This window comes from Butyricicoccus sp. AF35-5AC, assembly GCF_003477715.1.
Taxonomy (GTDB): Bacteria; Bacillota; Clostridia; order Oscillospirales; family Butyricicoccaceae; genus Agathobaculum; species Agathobaculum butyriciproducens.
Map to the genome: position 1 here is coordinate 113768 of NZ_QUDX01000001.1, position 17583 is coordinate 131350.

20 protein-coding genes are annotated in these 17583 nt (G+C 56.7%); all 20 read left to right on the top strand.

The features are described from left to right. The first annotated feature begins 145 nt into the window (after window positions 1-145). Complete coding sequence (locus tag DWZ82_RS00465; protein ID WP_110435410.1) at window positions 146-1357, top strand: acetate/propionate family kinase; 1212 nt, start codon at window positions 146-148, stop codon at window positions 1355-1357. Between the two features lie 75 nt (window positions 1358-1432). Then, window positions 1433-2326: a CPBP family intramembrane glutamic endopeptidase gene (locus DWZ82_RS00470; RefSeq protein ID WP_118478028.1), complete on the top strand. Its 894-nt coding sequence runs from the start codon at window positions 1433-1435 to the stop codon at window positions 2324-2326. A 12-nt stretch (window positions 2327-2338) separates the two neighbouring features. Then, a complete protein-coding gene (locus tag DWZ82_RS00475) occupies window positions 2339-3142 on the top strand; it encodes a PHP domain-containing protein (protein ID WP_117751097.1) in 804 nt (267 codons plus the stop codon). A 19-nt stretch (window positions 3143-3161) separates the two neighbouring features. Beyond that, a complete protein-coding gene (gene ispE / locus DWZ82_RS00480) occupies window positions 3162-4064 on the top strand; it encodes a 4-(cytidine 5'-diphospho)-2-C-methyl-D-erythritol kinase (RefSeq protein ID WP_110435407.1) in 903 nt (300 codons plus the stop codon). Between the two features lie 64 nt (window positions 4065-4128). Continuing rightward, on the top strand, window positions 4129-4347 hold the full coding sequence (locus tag DWZ82_RS00485; protein WP_118478030.1) for a hypothetical protein: 219 nt from the start codon (window positions 4129-4131) through the stop codon (window positions 4345-4347). A gap of 68 nt (window positions 4348-4415) precedes the next feature. After that, a complete protein-coding gene (locus DWZ82_RS00490; protein WP_116704737.1) occupies window positions 4416-4922 on the top strand; it encodes a DUF4330 domain-containing protein in 507 nt (168 codons plus the stop codon). 5 nt (window positions 4923-4927) lie between these two features. Continuing rightward, entirely contained in the window at window positions 4928-6526 is a 1599-nt protein-coding gene (locus DWZ82_RS00495; RefSeq protein ID WP_118478032.1) for an O-antigen ligase family protein, read from the top strand. Between the two features lie 922 nt (window positions 6527-7448). Continuing rightward, on the top strand, window positions 7449-8351 hold the full coding sequence (locus DWZ82_RS00500; RefSeq protein ID WP_118284620.1) for a substrate-binding domain-containing protein: 903 nt from the start codon (window positions 7449-7451) through the stop codon (window positions 8349-8351). Between the two features lie 66 nt (window positions 8352-8417). After that, on the top strand, window positions 8418-9284 hold the full coding sequence (pstC, locus tag DWZ82_RS00505) for a phosphate ABC transporter permease subunit PstC (protein WP_118478036.1): 867 nt from the start codon (window positions 8418-8420) through the stop codon (window positions 9282-9284). Beyond that, window positions 9281-10162, top strand: a complete 882-nt coding sequence (gene pstA / locus DWZ82_RS00510) for a phosphate ABC transporter permease PstA (protein WP_118478038.1) — start codon at window positions 9281-9283, stop codon at window positions 10160-10162. Before pstC ends, pstA begins: the two co-directional genes overlap by 4 nt. Window positions 10163-10175: 13 nt before the next feature. Then, window positions 10176-10928: a phosphate ABC transporter ATP-binding protein PstB gene (pstB, locus tag DWZ82_RS00515; protein WP_442861199.1), complete on the top strand. Its 753-nt coding sequence runs from the start codon at window positions 10176-10178 to the stop codon at window positions 10926-10928. Then, complete coding sequence (phoU, locus tag DWZ82_RS00520; protein WP_116704734.1) at window positions 10928-11596, top strand: phosphate signaling complex protein PhoU; 669 nt, start codon at window positions 10928-10930, stop codon at window positions 11594-11596. The genes pstB and phoU overlap by 1 nt, the downstream gene beginning before the upstream one ends. Window positions 11597-11616: 20 nt before the next feature. Then, complete coding sequence (locus DWZ82_RS00525; protein WP_118478042.1) at window positions 11617-12300, top strand: winged helix-turn-helix domain-containing protein; 684 nt, start codon at window positions 11617-11619, stop codon at window positions 12298-12300. Further along, window positions 12297-13946, top strand: a complete 1650-nt coding sequence (locus DWZ82_RS00530) for a sensor histidine kinase (protein WP_118478044.1) — start codon at window positions 12297-12299, stop codon at window positions 13944-13946. Before DWZ82_RS00525 ends, DWZ82_RS00530 begins: the two co-directional genes overlap by 4 nt. Window positions 13947-15078: 1132 nt before the next feature. Next, window positions 15079-15477 carry a 30S ribosomal protein S8 gene (rpsH, locus tag DWZ82_RS00535; protein WP_110435396.1) on the top strand — a complete coding sequence of 133 codons (399 nt, stop codon included), beginning with the start codon at window positions 15079-15081 and terminating at the stop codon, window positions 15475-15477. A 14-nt stretch (window positions 15478-15491) separates the two neighbouring features. Then, window positions 15492-16037, top strand: a complete 546-nt coding sequence (gene rplF / locus DWZ82_RS00540; RefSeq protein WP_117489841.1) for a 50S ribosomal protein L6 — start codon at window positions 15492-15494, stop codon at window positions 16035-16037. A 21-nt stretch (window positions 16038-16058) separates the two neighbouring features. Beyond that, window positions 16059-16418, top strand: a complete 360-nt coding sequence (gene rplR, locus DWZ82_RS00545) for a 50S ribosomal protein L18 (RefSeq protein ID WP_117489843.1) — start codon at window positions 16059-16061, stop codon at window positions 16416-16418. A gap of 17 nt (window positions 16419-16435) precedes the next feature. Continuing rightward, on the top strand, window positions 16436-16939 hold the full coding sequence (gene rpsE, locus DWZ82_RS00550; protein ID WP_054326956.1) for a 30S ribosomal protein S5: 504 nt from the start codon (window positions 16436-16438) through the stop codon (window positions 16937-16939). A 17-nt stretch (window positions 16940-16956) separates the two neighbouring features. Continuing rightward, the gene (rpmD, locus tag DWZ82_RS00555) at window positions 16957-17139 is read left to right on the top strand and encodes a 50S ribosomal protein L30 (protein ID WP_110435393.1); all 183 of its coding nucleotides are present in this window, start codon (window positions 16957-16959) and stop codon (window positions 17137-17139) included. Between the two features lie 3 nt (window positions 17140-17142). Further along, window positions 17143-17583 carry a 50S ribosomal protein L15 gene (gene rplO, locus DWZ82_RS00560; RefSeq protein WP_110435392.1) on the top strand — a complete coding sequence of 147 codons (441 nt, stop codon included), beginning with the start codon at window positions 17143-17145 and terminating at the stop codon, window positions 17581-17583.

Sequence of the window (17583 nt, forward strand, 5' to 3'; positions counted from 1 at the left end):
GATGACAGCGGTCTGCAAGGTAAAAACCTCGAAAAAGGGGTTGTACATTTGCAAAGAATCGTGTAGAATAAAAATATAGCATTATTATATAGGCTTCCGCGGCTTTATGCAAGCCGCCAAATACGGCATAAGGGAGTTTTCACAAATGAAAGTATTGGTAATCAACGCTGGCAGTTCTTCGCTGAAGTACCAGCTGCTCGACACCGAGTCGGGCGAGGTAATGGCGAAGGGTCTGTGCGAGCGCATCGGCATCGACGGTGTGCTGACCCACACCGGCAACAAGTCCGATGAGAAGTTCAAGTTTGACATCGCAATGCCCACCCATAAGGAAGCGATCCAGTCTGTTATCAACATTCTGCTCGATCCGGAAAAGGGTGTAATCTCCTCCATGAGCGAGATCGACGCAGTTGGTCACCGCGTTGTACACGGCGGCGAGTTCTTCTCGGACAGCGTTATCATCACCGAGAAGGTCATCAAGGCTATCGAGGACTGCGTACCGCTGGCACCGCTTCACAATCCGCCTAACCTGACCGGCATCGAGGCTTGCCGCGAGGTTATGGGTCCGGACGTTCCGATGGTTGCAGTATTCGATACTGCATTCCACCAGACCATGCCGCAGTCCCACTACATGTACGCTGTACCGTACGAGTACTACGAGAAGTACAAGATCCGTCGTTACGGCTTCCACGGCACCAGCCACAAGTACGTTTCTCAGCAGGCTGCTGAGATGCTCGGTCGTCCGCTCGAGGAGCTGCGCCTGATCACCTGCCACCTCGGCAATGGTTCTTCTATCTGCGCAATCAACGGCGGCAAGAGCTTCGATACCTCCATGGGCTTCACTCCGCTGGACGGTCTGCCGATGGGCACCCGTGCCGGCAACATCGATCCGGCTATCATCGAGTTCCTGGCTGAGCACGAGCACATGGACGCACACGAGGTCATCAATATCCTGAACAAGAAGTCCGGTATGCTGGGTATCTCCGGCGTATCCTCCGACTTCCGTGATCTGGACGCTGCAGTTGCTGACGGCAACGCGCGTGCTGCTCTGGCGAAGGATATGTTCAACCTGTCCGTTAAGAAGATCATCGGTTCCTACGTTGCTGAGATGGGTGGCGTAGACGCTATCATCTTCACCGCAGGCGTAGGTGAGAACGACCGTTCGGTTCGCTGGGATGTCTGCGAGCACCTCGAGTACCTCGGCATCAAGATCGACCCGGAGAAGAACAAGTACCGCGGCAAGCAGATGGATATCTCCATCGACTGGGCACGCGTTCGCGTTCTGGTTATTCCGACCAACGAGGAGCTTATGATCGCCAAGGATACCGAGCGTCTGGTAAACGAGGCCAAGGCTCAGTAAGCCTTTCGTCAATTAGACAAATATGGGGGCGGAGCATAGGCTCCGCCTCTGTTTTTGCCCGGAGAGGAAACTTTTATGGAGCAAATTGATATCCCGCAGGAGCGCCGCTACTGCTCGAAGCTGGGATTTTCCGTGCTGGCGATCATGCTGTGGTCGATTCTCTGGCAGTTCGGCCTGTACTGGCTGGATGGCTGTATCCTGCCGTTCCGCATACCGGAAACGCTGTATTATCTGCTGCTGCTCGTCGGACATTATGCGGTATCGCTGCCGATTGTGTTCTGTTTGTGGCGCAAAACACCGCCGATGCCGTTCTGCAGGGAGCGGGCAGGCGCAAAGCGCATGGGCCGGTGGTTTGTCATCGGCTGTGCGCTGATGTGGCTCGGTTCGCTCATCGGCACGAATATCAACGACATGGTCTACACCTTGACCGGACGCGATCCGGTCGGCATGGTGGACGAGAGCTTTTCGCAGATGTCCATGACGGCCATCGTTCTCGGTGCCTGCATTATCGGTCCGCTGTGTGAGGAGCTGGTGTTCCGCGGCCTGCTGGCCGGCCGTCTCGCGCGGTACGGGCAGAAGCCGGGCGCCTTCATTTCTGCGCTGCTGTTCGGTCTGTATCACGCCAATCTGGAGCAGTTTTTCTATGCCTTTGCGCTCGGTCTGCTGCTGTCCTACGCGTACTACCGCACCGGACTGCTGCGCACCTCGGTGCTGCTGCACATGCTGTTCAACATCATCGGCTCGGTGGTGCCCATGCTGCTGCCGGATACCATAGCCGCGCAGTCGGCGCTCGGTCTGTTCTGGATGGCAATGCTGGTGATCGGCATAATTCTGCTCGTTCGCGGCAGAAAACAGCAGGTCTGGCTGCACGGACCCTGTGCGCCGTCGCTCAAAGCCGTTTTGCAGAATGCAGGCATGTTTCTGCTGATCGTTGCCTGCTTTGTGCAGACCGTGTTCAATTATCTATAAGGAGGAACGTCCATGCGGGTAGACCTGCATATGCACACCGGATATTCGGCCGATGCCCAGTATCCGCAGTCCATCGACGATAAAATTCACGCCTGCGAGCAGGCCGGACTGGATATCATCGGCATTACCGATCATCTGGATTTTCTGCGTTCGGGCGGCACGCGCGACAACCGTGACCCGGAAGCCTGTGCGCGCGAGGTATGGGAAAAGCGCCGTCCGGCAGGGAACGGCGGTATTGAGGTTCTGGCGGGTATGGAGATCGGCCAGCTGCACGCCACACCGGATGCGGACGATTTTGTCCGCACGCATCCGTTCGATATGGTCATCGGCTCGCTGCATGCCATGCCGAACGATCTGGATATCTACTTTCATGACTTTCCCAATATGGACTGCGACAAGTTCCTGCACGAGTATTTCGATCAGCTGCTGCTGCTCGAGGAGCACGGCGGCTTTGATGTGCTGGCGCACATTGACTATCCGCTGCGCGTGATGAAGCACGGCGACTATATCCCGTCGTTTGACAATTATATGGACCGCGTCCAGCAGGTGCTGCGCTCGTGCATCGACCACGGCTATGCGCTTGAGCTGAATGCTGCCGGCATTGCGGGCTGGCAGAAAAAGGTCGGTCCACCGCAGGATATTCTGTACGAATACAAGCGCATGGGCGGCGAGCGCATCTCGATCGGCTCGGATTCGCACACGCTGGACACCGTGGCGCGCGGCGTAGACGACTGCGTGAAGAATGCACTCGACGCAGGCTTTACCCACGTTACCGTGTTCCGTGAGCGCAAACCGGTGCAGATCGCACTGAAATAAATGTAGAGGCTGAAACAACATGCTTTTTAGACGAAAACAGGAAATTACACACGCGGATACGACTGTTCGTGCCCGTGCAAAGATCAACTTGACGCTTGACGTCACCGGACGGCGGGAGGACGGCTACCACACGGTGGAGATGGTCATGCAGTCGATCGCGCTGCACGATACCGTGCGCGTTACCACCATCCACGGCGAGAAAAAGCCGCGCGGCATCGTGCTGAGCTGCAGCCTGCCGTTTCTGCCGACCGACGAGCGCAATCTGGCGTACCGTGCGGCGGAGCTGTTCTACAAGGAGACCGGCGCACTGCTCGAAACCTGCGAGATTCACATCGAAAAGCGCATTCCGGTTGCGGCAGGTCTGGCGGGCGGCTCGACGGATGCGGCGGCTGTGCTGCGTGCGCTCAACGCATTGCATACAGCCGGTCTGACCGACGACGAGCTGTGCGAGATGGGACTTAAACTGGGTGCCGATGTGCCGTTCTGCCTGCGCGGCGGCACCATGCTGGCGCAGGGCATCGGCGAGGAGCTGAGTCTGCTGCCCGATATGCCGCACTGCTGGGTCGTACTGTGCAAGCCGCCGTTTGCGGTGCCGACCAAGGAGGTCTATCAGGAGATCGACAGCGTGGATATCCTCGAGCATCCGGACAACAAGGGCATGATGGCCGCGCTCAATCAGGGAGATTACGAGGGCGTGTGCGCGTACCTGTCCAACGTGATGGAGACCGTTACGGCGGCAAAACGCCGCCAGATCGGCGAAATCAAGTCGTTTCTCGCAGAAAACGGTGCGGACGGTACGCTGATGAGCGGCTCCGGCCCGACCGTGTACGGCCTGTTCTCGGATGAGAGCCGCGCCAAAACGGCAGCGAAAATGCTGCGCCGCCGTTTCGCAGATACATTCCTGACGGAAACCTGCAATTAAACGGGTATAGAAAGCCGCCTTTCGGGCATACTGGGTACACCGGATGCAGAAAGGCGGTTTTGTTATGCAGAAACAGGATAGAAAGGTGCTTGCGGCAGTGCTGACGGCGGTTTATGTGCTGTTCTGGTCGGCGCTTGCGCCGCAGAGTCCTCGTGCGGCATGGTGGTGTACGGCGTTTTCCATCACCTGCGAGGAGGCGGCAAGTGAGAGCAGAACAGGCAGCGACCGGGTGGAATTTCGGTCACTTCTGGCAGACTTGCTGCTTCACAAAGATAACACTTAACTTTTCAGTCGCTCTATGGTATAATGACACAGTGAAACACGAAATTCATTTGCCAACGGAGGAAATTTATGAAGATCATTAACGAAAAGGGCAAGCTGTTCGGCATCATCAATGTTGTCGATCTGCTGGTGCTGGTCGCTGCGATCGCTGTCGTAGCCGGTGTCGGCTACAAGCTGTTTGCCAAGCAGATCAAGGAGGTTGCGTCTCCGCAGGTCTCCCTGACGATGACCGTCCGCGTACGCGGTGCAACGCCGTTTCTGGTAAACGAGGTGCAGCGCAACAGTCAGGTAGGCAAGTCGCTGGTAAACGGCAACAGCTATGTCAATGCGCAGATCACTGATATGAAGATCGAGGATTACAATCAGCAGGTTACCACCGCTGACGGCCGCATTGTAACGGCAACCGATCCGGAGAAGAAGGATCTGGTATTCACCATCACGACCAAGGTTTCCAAGGGCACGCCTGCACCGGCCATCGGTACGCAGGAGGTGCGTGCAGGCCGTACATTCATTGTAAAGACCAACGATTTTGAGACGACCGGCAACATTGATTCGGTCGATATTGCGGATAATTAAAGCCTATGAAAGCGTTATTTGAAAACAGTCTGTTCGTGCGGCTGCTGATGTGTCTGCGCGCATGGTACCACGAGGGCGCTATCGCGGGATTCTTTAACCGTATCCGGCAGGCGTACCCAGGCTCGGTATTCTGCCGTCTGTGGAATAAATTCTGTGCGGCACCGATATGTACAGCGGCGAACAGCACCTATGCGCGGATTCTGGCAGCGCTGCGCCGGTTTGTCGAAAAACTGGGCGGAATTGCGGCAAACAGCCTGATCTACCGCATCTGCCTTGCCGTCTGGCGGCCAATCGAGCGTGTCGCAGGCGGCGGCCTGATCGGCAGAGCCTGCAGGTTCGTAGGCATGCGCGGTCTGCTGCTGATTTGTCTGGCGATGTATCTGCCGCTCGATTCCGCTGTCCGCTGGGTGTCGGACGCCGGTTATCTGCCGTCGTTTGTGGCATCCGTGTGGGATGAGTGTCTGATGCTTGCTGCATTTGCGTACATCCTGTGGCACATGGCGATGAAGCGTGCGCCGCTCGGCTCGCGTGCTACGCCGGTGGACGCATATCTGCTGCTGTTCATCGCGGTCGGCTTTTTCCTGATGTGTGCGGTTTCTCCGAATACGCATATCGCGGTAGCGGGCTACCGTGCGGTTGTGGAGTACCTGTTCTGGTTCTTCCTCGTCACCCGCCTGATTGAGAACGACCGCGATTTCGCGGTATTCTACGGTGCGCTCGTCGTGATGGCACTCTGCATTGCGGCGCACGGCATTTATCAGTATATCGTAGCCGCGCCGATCCCGTCGAGCTGGGTCTCTCAGACCGAGGCCAGCGTGCGTACGCGTGTGTACTCGCTCACCGGCAGCCCGAATATCATGGGCAGTCTGCTGGTGCTGTTTGCCCCGATGGTGGCAGGACTTGCATATTACAGCAGTAAAATGTGGGTCAAGGTGCTGGCTATCTGCGCGACCGGCATGATGTGCCTGAGCTGCATTTTCACCTTTTCCAAGGGTGCCTGGGGCGGTCTGGCAGTAGCCGTTGTGATCTTCGCCATCTTTCTGGACCGTCGTTTGATCGCTCTGATGGGCGTGGCCGGTGTCGGTGCACTGCTGGCAATCCCGTCTATTGCGAACCGCATCACTTATCTGTTTACCGCGGATTACCTTGCGGCAAGCCGCCGTGCAGGTCGTGTTATTCGCTGGTCCAAGGGTCTTAAGCTGCTGCAGGAAAGCGATCCGGTGCTCGGCTTCGGCCTCGGCCGCTTCGGCGGCGCGGTTGCCATGCAGAACAAGGTCATCGAGGAGACCAAGGATTTCTCCTACTTCTACATGGATAACTATTATCTGAAAACGCTGGTCGAGATGGGTTATCTCGGTCTGGCGTTCTTCATCCTGCTGCTGTTCGGTCTGGCGCTGTGGAGCCTGCGCTCGATCGGCCGTACCGGCTACACCAAGGGCGACCGCACGCGCGTGCTGGCGGTTCCCATGTTCGCAGGTATGTGCGGCGTGCTGGTGCACTGCTACTTCGAGAATATCTTCGAGGTGCCGTATATGATGGCGTATTTCTGGAGCATGGCGGCAGCGGTTATGTACCTCGGGTACTTCCGAAAACGAAAAACCTGATTTTTTAGAGAACCTTCGTGAGAGGGTTCTCTTTTTTTCTCGGCACCGACTCAGCGGGGCACACGAACCGCGCAGGCGGTTCGCTCCTAACGGGCGGGGAGTTTTTCGCTGAACCTCAGCAAGGGGAGTACGCCGTCTGCGGACGGCGGGGACGTTGCGGCGCCCGCCGCGGGGGCAAAAAGGAAGGGACACCTGCGGTTTCCCTTCCTCTTTGAACTCCTACCTTTCCCTTGTTGGGATAGCTTGGGTGCAGACGGTAGACTGCGTAAGCAGGAAAAGGATGCGGCAGTCGGGTTACTCTTGCGTGCCTTTCTCCGCCTTTTCGCAGTTCACAGACAGCGTACTGCTACACAGACGGTTTACTTCCAGCAGAGCGCGGCATAACCGTGCCGCGCAAATCCTTGGCACGTTGTAACGCACGGCATCTGCGAATTTAGATGTTTGGTATCATTTATCCTGCGTAGGTGCTGTCCGTAACCTCCGGACTAACGAATTGCGCGACATGGGTATGTTGCGCCTGCTGGAAGTAGCCGACCTGTGTAGCAGAACACTATCCGACCCTGCGAACAGGTCACGAAAAACACGGAAGAAAAAATCCTCTGCCGTTCCCCTGTTTCGCAGCGGTCACATGTCGGTAATCTGCGTCAAATTAGGAAGCAAGGGAAAGGTAGGAGTCCAAAGAGGAAGGAAAACCGCAGGTTGTCCTTCCTTTTTGCCCCTGCGGCGGATGCCGCACGTTCCTGCGTTCCGCAGAGCACAAATCCCACTGAATCGCAGGCGAAAACCTCGATTTAACATAGATTTTACTCGAAAACACACACTTTACCTAAACTTAACGAACTCTCGCTTTTGCATTTTACAAAACTTCCGTAAGATAATCTTGTAACAAAAAATGAAGACGAATGTAAAAGGAGAACAAATTATGAAAAAGAGCATTTCCATGCTTCTGGCAGCACTGATGCTGACCGGTGCACTGAGCGGCTGCGGCGGCAGCTCCTCTTCCGATTCTTCGGATTCCCAGGCAAGCGGTAATGACAGCGGCGTATCCGGTGCGATCACCGTTATCTCACGTGAGGATGGTTCCGGTACGCGCGGCGCGTTCATCGAACTGACTGGTGTAGAGGAGAAGAACGACGCAGGCGAGAAGATCGACAATACCACCGCGGATGCCGAGATCGCCAACAAGACCGATGTTGTACTGACCAGCGTAGCAGGCAACGAGAAGGCTATCGGCTACATTTCCCTCGGTGCGCTGAATGACACCGTAAAGGCTGTCAAGGTAGACGGCGCAGAAGCTACCGTAGATAACGTAAAGGCAGGCACCTACAAGCTGTCCCGTCCGTTCAATATTGCAACCAAGGGCGAGCCGACCGGCGTAGCCAAGGATTTTATCAACTTCATCCTCTCCAAGGAAGGTCAGGCTGTTGTAACTGATAACAAGTACATCGCTGTTGACGACAATGCAGCAGCCTTTACTTCCGACGGTTCTTCCGGACAGATCGCAGTCGGCGGTTCCTCCTCGGTATCCCCGGTTATGGAGAAGCTGATCGAGGCGTACAAGGCTGTAAACCCGAACGCAAGCATCGACCTGCAGACCTCTGACTCCACCTCCGGCATGACCGGCACGATGGACGGCACCTTTGCCATCGGCATGGCATCCCGCGAGCTGAAGGACGACGAGGCTGCACAGCTTACCGGCACCGCCATCGCACTTGACGGCATCGCAGTAGTCGTAAACCCGGCGAACACCATTGACGACCTGTCTATGGATCAGATCAAGGGTATCTATGTCGGCGACATCACCGACTGGGGCGACCTCGCGTAAGCGAATTCACAGACTGATAAAACAGGGCGAAGTGATTCGCCCTGTGCCTGTATAGGAGATAGATTTATGAAGAATCTTCGGGAAAACCTGATGCACATGGTATTTTTTCTCTGTGCGCTGACCTCCATCTTCGCGGTGGTGCTCATCTGTATTTTCCTGTTTGCGAACGGTGTGCCTGCCATGAGGGAGATTGGCCTGCTGGACTTCCTCACCGGCGCAAAGTGGAAGCCGGGCAACGACATTTACGGCATCCTGCCGATGATCCTCGGCAGCCTGTACATCACCGCCGGTGCGATCGTTATCGGCGTACCGATCGGTCTGCTGACCGCAGTATTCATGGCATTCTACTGTCCGAAAAAGCTGTACGGTCTGCTCAAGCCGTGTACCGAGCTGCTGGCCGGTATTCCGTCCATCGTATACGGCTTCTTCGGCATGGTCATTATCGTACCGGCAGTCCGTGCGGTGGCAGGCGTGTTCGGTGCGGATATCTCCGGCTCATCCATTCTGGCGGCGTCCATCCTGCTCGGCATTATGATTCTGCCGACCATCATCGGTGTGTCCGAAGCGGCGCTGCGTGCGGTTCCGATGAGCTACTATGAGGGCGCCGTCGCCATGGGCGCACGGCATGAGCGTGCCATATTCACGGTTATGGTACCGGCTGCCAAGTCCGGCGTGCTGGCTGGCATCGTGCTCGGCATCGGCCGTGCCATCGGCGAGACCATGGCGGTTATCATGGTAGCGGGCAACCAGCCGCGACTGACCGGCAGTATGCTCAAGGGCATCCGCACCATGACGGCAAACATCGTGCTTGAGATGGGCTACGCCACCGGCCTGCACCGTGAGGCGCTTATTGCGACCGGCGTTGTGCTGTTCGTATTCATTCTGCTTATCAATCTGGCATTCTCGGTTCTCAAAAGGAGGAAGGAAGCATGACAAGAGAAGCTGTCTCTGCTGCAAAACCGGCAGTGCGCGTACAGGCAAAGACCGGAAAGGTGCACGGCGCCGCATCTGCGGCTGTGCTCAAGGGTCTGGTGTACGGCGCGGCTGTGCTGACCTTTGCGGTGCTGCTGTTCCTGCTCGGCTATATTCTGGTGACGGGTATCCCGCATCTCAAGCCGTCGCTGTTTCAGTGGAATTATACCTCTGAGAACGTCTCGATGATGCCTGCCATCCTCACTACGGTTGAAACGACCGCGCTGGCACTGCTGCTGGCCGTGCCGCTCGGCCTGTTCACCGCCGTGTACCTGAATGAGTACGCCAAGCGCGGCAATAAGCTGGTAAACGTCATCCGCATCACGACCGAGACGCTTTCCGGCATTCCATCCATCGTATACGGCCTGTTCGGCATGCTGTTCTTCGTCACCAGGCTGCACTGGGGATACTCGCTGCTGGCCGGTGCGATGACGCTGGCGATCATGATCCTGCCGCTCATCATGCGTACCGCTGAGGAAGCACTGATAGCGGTTCCGGATTCCTACCGCGAAGGCTCGTTCGGTCTGGGCGCCGGACGTCTGCGCACGGTATTCCGCATCGTGCTGCCTGCTGCGGGTCCCGGCATTCTGTCCGGTGTTATCCTTGGTATCGGCCGCATCGTCGGTGAGACCGCGGCGCTCATCTTTACCGCAGGCACTATGGCCCAGATTCCCGGTCTGTTCCAGTCCGGCCGTACGCTGGCCATCCACATGTATGTGCTCTCGGGTGAGGCGCTGCACATGAACGAGGCAAATGCTACCGCAGTCGTTCTGCTGCTGGTGGTCCTGCTGATGAATACGCTTTCCGCTCTGGCAGCGAAAAAGCTGACCAAGAAGTAAATGGAGAATGAACATGGAAAATAAGATCGAAATTCACAATATGAATCTGCATTACGGTGATTTTCACGCCCTGCACGATATCAATCTGGATATCAAGGAGAAGGAGATCACTGCATTCATTGGACCGTCCGGCTGCGGCAAGTCTACGCTGCTGCGTTCGCTCAACCGCATGAACGATCTGGTGGAAAACTGCCGTATCACGGGCGATATCATGCTTGACGGTCAGGATATCTACAAGAACTGTGACGTCAATCTGCTGCGCCGCCGTGTCGGCATGGTATTCCAGAAGCCGAATCCGTTCCCGATGTCGATTTATGATAACATCGCCTATGGTCCGCGCACGCACGGCATCAAGAGCCGTGTGCAGCTTGACGAGATTGTTGAAACCTCGCTCAAGCGTGCCGCTATCTGGGAGGAGACCAAGGATAACCTCAAAAAATCCGCGCTGTCCATGTCCGGCGGTCAGCAGCAGCGTATCTGCATCGCGCGTGCGCTTGCCGCAGACCCGGAGGTGCTGCTGATGGACGAGCCGACCTCTGCGCTTGATCCGATCTCCACCGCGAAGATCGAGGACCTTGTGCTCGAGCTCAAAAAGGATTATACTATCGTTATGGTAACGCATAATATGCAGCAGGCCACCCGTGTTTCGGATACGACCGCATTCTTCCTGCTTGGCGACATGATCGAAGTGGATGACACCGAAAAGCTGTTCTCCATGCCGTCGGACAAGCGTACGGAAGACTACATTACGGGGAGGTTCGGCTGATGAGAAACCGTTTTGACAATCAGCTTGCGGAGATGAACAATGAGCTGATCTCGATGGGGGCACTGTGCGAAAACGCAATCGCCAGTGCGGTAAAGGCCCTGCTTGAGGGCGATATCAAGCTGGCGGCTGCCGCCATCCGCATTGATCAGGAGATCGACCGCAAGGAACGCGAAATCGAGTCCATGTGCCTCAAGCTGCTGCTGCAGCAGCAGCCGGTGGCAAGTGATCTGCGTCTGATCTCCTCCGTGCTGAAAATGATCACGGATATCGAGCGTATCGGTGATCAGGCAAGCGATATTGCGGAGATTGTAACGTATCTGTCCGGTGCGTGCGGTCACAACACGCATATCGACCAGATGGCGCAGGCAACCATTAAAATGGTGACCGACAGCCTGGACGCGTTTGTCCGCCGTGACCTGACCCTTGCATGGAGCGTTATTGAATATGATGACGTGGTAGACCGCCTGTTTGACGAGTGCAAGAGCGACCTCATCGCGGAGATCGCGCAGAACCCGGAGGACGGCGAGCGCGTACTCGATGTGCTGATGATCGCCAAGTATCTGGAGCGTATCGGCGACCACGCGACCAATATTGCCGAATGGGTGGAGTTTTCCATCACCGGCTCGCATAAAAGTGCAATGCACGGCGCGGAAGCGGCGGCACGCTGACAGAAATCGGAGTGTAATATATGATATACTGTGTGGAAGATGATGCGGGTATCCGCGAACTGGTGGTGTATACACTGCGCAACACCGGTTTTGAGGCTGACGGCTTCGAGGACGGTGCGGCGCTGACCGCTGCTCTGAAAAAATGCAAGCCGCAGCTGATTCTGCTGGATATCATGCTGCCCGGCGAGGACGGCATCACCATTCTGCGTCGTCTGCGCGCAGCGCCGGATACGGCGAAGATTCCGGTCATTCTGCTGACTGCGAAAAACACGGAGTACGACAAGGTAGTCGGTCTGGACACCGGTGCGGACGATTACATTCCCAAGCCGTTCGGCATGATGGAGCTGATCGCGCGCATTCGTGCGGTCCTGCGCCGCACCGAGGATATGCAGGACAAGGATGAGCCGCGTCCGCTGGTAGCCGGCGGCATCTGTGTGGATGAGCGTGCTCACACTGTATTCGTTAACAAGCAGGAGGTGCAGCTGACGCTCAAGGAGTACCAGCTGCTGTGCCTGCTGATGAAAAACCGCGGTGCCGTGCTCACGCGCGATGTGCTGCTCGAGAATATCTGGGGCTATAATAATGAAAGCGAAACCCGCACGGTCGATGTACATATCCGCACGCTGCGGCAAAAGCTGGGCGCGGACGGTGCGCTGATCGAAACTGTCCGCGGTGTCGGCTACCGCATGGGAGAGCATACATGAGAAAGCGTGTATTCGGCAGCATTTTCCTCACATCGCTTGTCACGTTGCTGCTGACGACCGGGCTGCTGCTGCTGGCAGTTCACGCCGGTCTGACCAATGACATGCGGCGGCGGCTGGTGACGGAGAGCAGCTACCTGTCTGCGGTGGATAATATCCGGGAGAAGCTGGAGAAGTTCGGCTCGGTATATGCCGACCGTTTGACGCTGGTCGCGCAGGACGGCACGGTGCTGTACGACAACCGCACGAATGCCTCCGAGATGGAGAACCACGCCGTCCGTCCGGAGATTGCGGCGGCAGAGCAGAACGGCACGGGCGAGGACAACCGTCTGTCCGAAACCTTCGCTAAGCAGACGTTTTATTACGCGGTGCGCCTGAAAAACGGCGATGTTCTGCGTATTTCCGCAACTGCGGACAGTGTGTTCGGCGCACTGTCGAGCGCATCGCCGTGGATTGTGCTGATCATCCTGCTGGCGCTGCTGGTCGCGGCGCTGCTGGCAGGCTGGCTGACCGGTCTGTTCCTCAAGCCAATCGAAGCGCTCGACCTGCATGATCCGATGAAGGGCGAAGCCTATGACGAGCTGTCGCCGCTGCTGCACCGCATGGACAAGCAGAACCGCAAAATTCAGGCGCAGATGGACGAGCTGCAGCGCCGTCAGGCTGAGTTTGACGACATTACGGCCCGTATGGATGAAGGTCTGGTACTGTTTTCCGGCAAGGGCATGATTCTGTTCGCCAATCACGCTGCGCGGGCGTTGTTCCCGCATGACAGTGCGGAAGGAAGCTATCTGACGCTGTGCCGCGATGCGAATTACATTCAGGTGGTCGAGCAGGCGCTCGACGGCAAAGGCGCGCACGGAAAACTCGAGCGGAACGGCCGCATTTATGAACTTACGGCAAGCTCGGTGGAGGAGAACAGCGCATGGCATGCCGCCGTGCTGCTGATCGTGGATATTACCGAGCGCGAGCGTGCCGAGCAGCAGCGGCAGGAATTTACAGCCAACGTGTCGCACGAGCTGAAAACGCCGCTGACCAGCATCATGGGCTACGCGGAGATCATCGCGGGCGGCATTGCCAAGCCGGAGGACGTGGCGCCGTTTGCGGGCAAGATCCGCACGGAAGCGCAGCGGCTGCTGGCGCTCATCGAGGATATCATTCACCTGTCCCGGCTGGATGAAGGCGGAGAAACGGTGTCCTTTGAGCCGGTGGAGCTGTCCGCACTCTGTGATACTGTGCGCGACCGCCTGCAGAGCAAGGCAGCAGGCAAGGGCATCGCGCTGCGCATCGAGGGAGAACCGGCTGCGGTTTCCGGTCAGCGCCGCACGCTTGAGCAGATGATCTTCAATCTAACGGATAACGCCATCAATTATAATAAGCCGCAGGGCAGCGTGACGCTTACGACCGGTACGGAGAACGGCCGGCCGTTCGTGCAGGTGTCGGATACCGGCATCGGTATCGCGCCGGCGGATCAGCAGCGTGTGTTTGAGCGGTTCTACCGCGTGGATAAAAGCCACAGCAAGATGACCGGCGGCACCGGACTGGGGCTTTCGATTGTCAAGCATGGTGCGGTGCTGCATCATGCGGAGGTTGAGCTGAAGAGTGCGCTCGGCGAGGGGACTTGCATTACTTTGCGGTTTCCTAAAGAATGAAATGCGCTCTGCGGAGCGTGGGAGACTGCCGCGCCCCGCGGCGGGGCAAGAGGGTAGACACCTACGGTTTCTACCCTCTTAACTCCCGTTTCCCTTTGTTTCTTAGCCCGGCAAAAATCGGAGAGCGGCGACTGCTTCGAAATAAGGGGAACGGCAGAGGATTCTTTCTATCGTAGGGGAGCACAGTGTGCTCCCATTTCTTGCCCTATTCGCAGTGTCAGATAATGTACTGCTACACATACGGTTAAATCTACGCAGGCGCGACATGCCCGTGTCGCGCAACCCTTTGGTGCGTTGTAACGCACGGCACCTACGAATTTGGCTATCTGGGACAATTTATCTTCGCAGGCCCTGCCTGTAACAACGCGCTCACGAATTGTGCGGCACTGTTATGCCGCACTCAGCGTAGATTTAACCGTATGTGTAGCAGTACGCTATCTGTGAACTGCGAAAAGGCGGAGAAAGACACGCTGTGGTAACCCGACTGCCGTTTCCCATTTTCGCAGCGGTCACATGTCGGCAATCTGCGCCAGACCCTCTAAGGGAAAAGGGGAGATTTACAAGAGGGTGGAAAACCGCAGGTTGTCTACCCTCTTGTGCGCCCGCGCGGCGTCAGCGCAGTTCCGTTCGCCTCGCAGGCGAAATCCCATCGAAAAAGAAATTTCAAAAAAATAAGAAATTTTGAAAAAAACACTTGCGCGATACACCCGGTGTAGTGTATACTAATTACAGTTGCGCAAATGCGTAACCGAATTGCCGCGCAAAGGAGTTTCTCCTGCGCACGCCCATCGGCCATCAACCGGATTTTCCCGGCGTGGTCCCTGGTGCGGTCCAAAAACGGCCGACCTGCCGTTATACCGGGTAATCAAGCAATTTGACTGCAAAACAGGCTAAAACTGCGTAAAAATCAGCACTTTTTCCGATTGCAGCCATTGGTTTCTCGTGCTATAATTAACGCTGGTCTGGTTGAGTACTGGACCGGCGATTTTTTATCCCCGCCGCTGTCCGTGGAAGGGCCACGAACAGTGTAAAGAAAAGTGGAGGGCAAACAGACAAATCAGAACCGGATTAACCCACCGGCGCTCGATTGCTGCACTACCCCCAAACTTCTTATATTAAAGGAGAGCATTTTATGCAGATCACTGATCCTATCGCGGATATGCTGACTCGTATCCGCAACGCTGGCAATGCTCGTCATGCCAGTGTGGATGTACCCGCATCCAAGATGAAGAAGGCTATTGCCCAGATCCTGCTCGATGAAGGCTACATCAAGTCTTTCGAGGTTGTAGAGGGCAACACCCAGGGCATTATCCGCATCGCACTGAAGTACGTTGATAACCGCCAGAAGGCTATCACCGGCATCAAGCGTGTGTCCAAGCCGGGCCTGCGTGTATACGCTGGCGCACAGGAGCTGCCGAAGGTACTCCGCGGCCTTGGTATTGCCATCGTTTCCACTTCCAGAGGCGTCATGACCGACAAGAAGGCTCGCGAGCTGAATGTCGGCGGTGAAGTTCTCGCATTTGTATGGTAAGGGAGGTATAAACAATGTCTCGTATTGGTAGAATGCCGATTGCCATCCCGGCCGGCGTTGAAGTCAAGATTGACGGCAGCGTTGTTACCGTGAAGGGCGCTAAGGCAACCCTTACCCGCGAATTTCATCCGAACATGACCATCGCGGTAGAGGGCAACGAAATCCTCGTAACCCGTCCGAACGACGACAAGCACAACCGCGCACTGCACGGCCTCACCCGCAGCCTGGTTCACAACATGGTTGTTGGTGTTACCGATGGCTTCAAGAAGGAGCTGAGCGTTCAGGGCGTTGGTTACCGTGTCGCTAAGCAGGGCAAGGATCTGGTTATGAACCTCGGTTACTCGCATCAGGTTACCATGAGCGAGGTAGAGGGCATCACGATCGACGTTCCGAACCCGAACACGATCATCATCTCCGGTCCTGACAAGCAGAAGGTTGGCCAGTTTGCAGCGGAAGTCCGCGAGAAGCGTCCGCCGGAACCCTATAAGGGCAAGGGCATTCGCTACGCTGATGAGTATGTCCGCCGCAAGGAAGGCAAGACCGGCGCTAAGAAGAAGTAAGGAAAGGAGAGGCGAAAATAAATGGTTTCGAAGAAGGATTCCAACAAGGCGCGCCTTCAGCGCCACAAGCGCGTACGCGCTAAGATCAGCGGCACCGCTGAGCGTCCCCGTCTGGACGTATTCCGTTCTGCAAAGAACATCTATGCACAGGTTATTGACGATGTAGCCGGTGTAACCCTCGTATCCGCCTCGACTGCAGAGAAGAGCTTTACCGAGTACGGCGGCAACAAGGAAGCAGCCAAGAAGATTGGTCAGATCGTTGCCGAGCGCTGCAAGGCTAAGGGCATTGAGGCTGTCGTGTTTGACCGCGGCGGCTATGTGTTCCACGGCCGCGTGAAGGAGCTCGCAGATGGCGCCCGTGAGGGCGGCCTGCAGTTTTAATCGGGAGGAGGTAAAACATGGCTCAGTTTAACAGAAACGATAAGCGTGAGGACGAGTTCTCCGAGAACGTCGTAGCGCTGAACCGCGTTGCCAAGACCGTTAAGGGCGGCCGAATCTTCAAGTTCGCAGCTCTGGTCGTAGTAGGCGACGGCAAGGGTACCGTTGGTTTTGGCCTCGGCAAGGCTTCCGAGGTTCCGGACGCTATCCGCAAGGGCATCGAGGACGCCAAGAAGAACCTCGTTAAGATTTCTCTGAAGGGCACCACCATCCCGCACGAGGTTATCGGCGAGTTCGGTGCAGGCCGCGTTCTGCTCAAGCCTGCTGCTCCCGGTACCGGCGTTATCGCCGGCGGCGCTGTTCGTGCAGTAGTTGAGGCTGCCGGCATCAAGGACATCCGTACCAAGTGCCTGCGTTCCAACAACCCGCAGAACGTTGTTACCGCAACGATGGAAGGCCTGAAGAGCCTGCGCGACGCAGCTCAGGTAGCTGCTGTACGCGGCAAAGCCGTAGAAGAACTGTAAGAAAGGGGTAACTGACAATGGCTAACATGAAGATTACCCTGAAAAAGAGCCTGGCTGGTCGCTTGGAGAAGCACATCGCAACGGCTCATTCTTTGGGGCTTAAGAAGATCAATGACGTAACCGTTCAGCCGGACAACGCGCAGACGCGCGGCAAGGTAAAGCAGATCGGTTACCTGCTCGAAATCGTAGAGGAGGCGTAACCCATGAAGCTGCATGAATTGACGCCTGCCGCAGGCGCTACCAAGCCGGCATACCGTAAGGGCCGCGGCGCTGGTTCCGGCAATGGCAAGACCGCAGGTCGCGGTCACAAGGGCCAGTGGGCCCGTTCCGGCGGCGGTGTCCGTCCGGGCTTTGAAGGCGGCCAGATGCCTCTGGCACGTCGTCTGCCGAAGCGTGGTTTCCACAACATTTTCGGCACCACTTACGCACCGGTCAATGTTTCCGCACTGGAGAAGTTTGAAGACGGCGCTGAGGTAACTGCAGAGATCCTCTGCAATGCCGGCATCGTTAAGAATGCTCTCGACGGCATCAAGATCCTCGGCACCGGCACGCTGACCAAGAAGCTGACCGTTAAGGCAGCTGCTTTCTCGGCTTCCGCAAAGGAGAAGATCGAAGCCGCAGGCGGAAAGGCCGAGGTGGTTTAA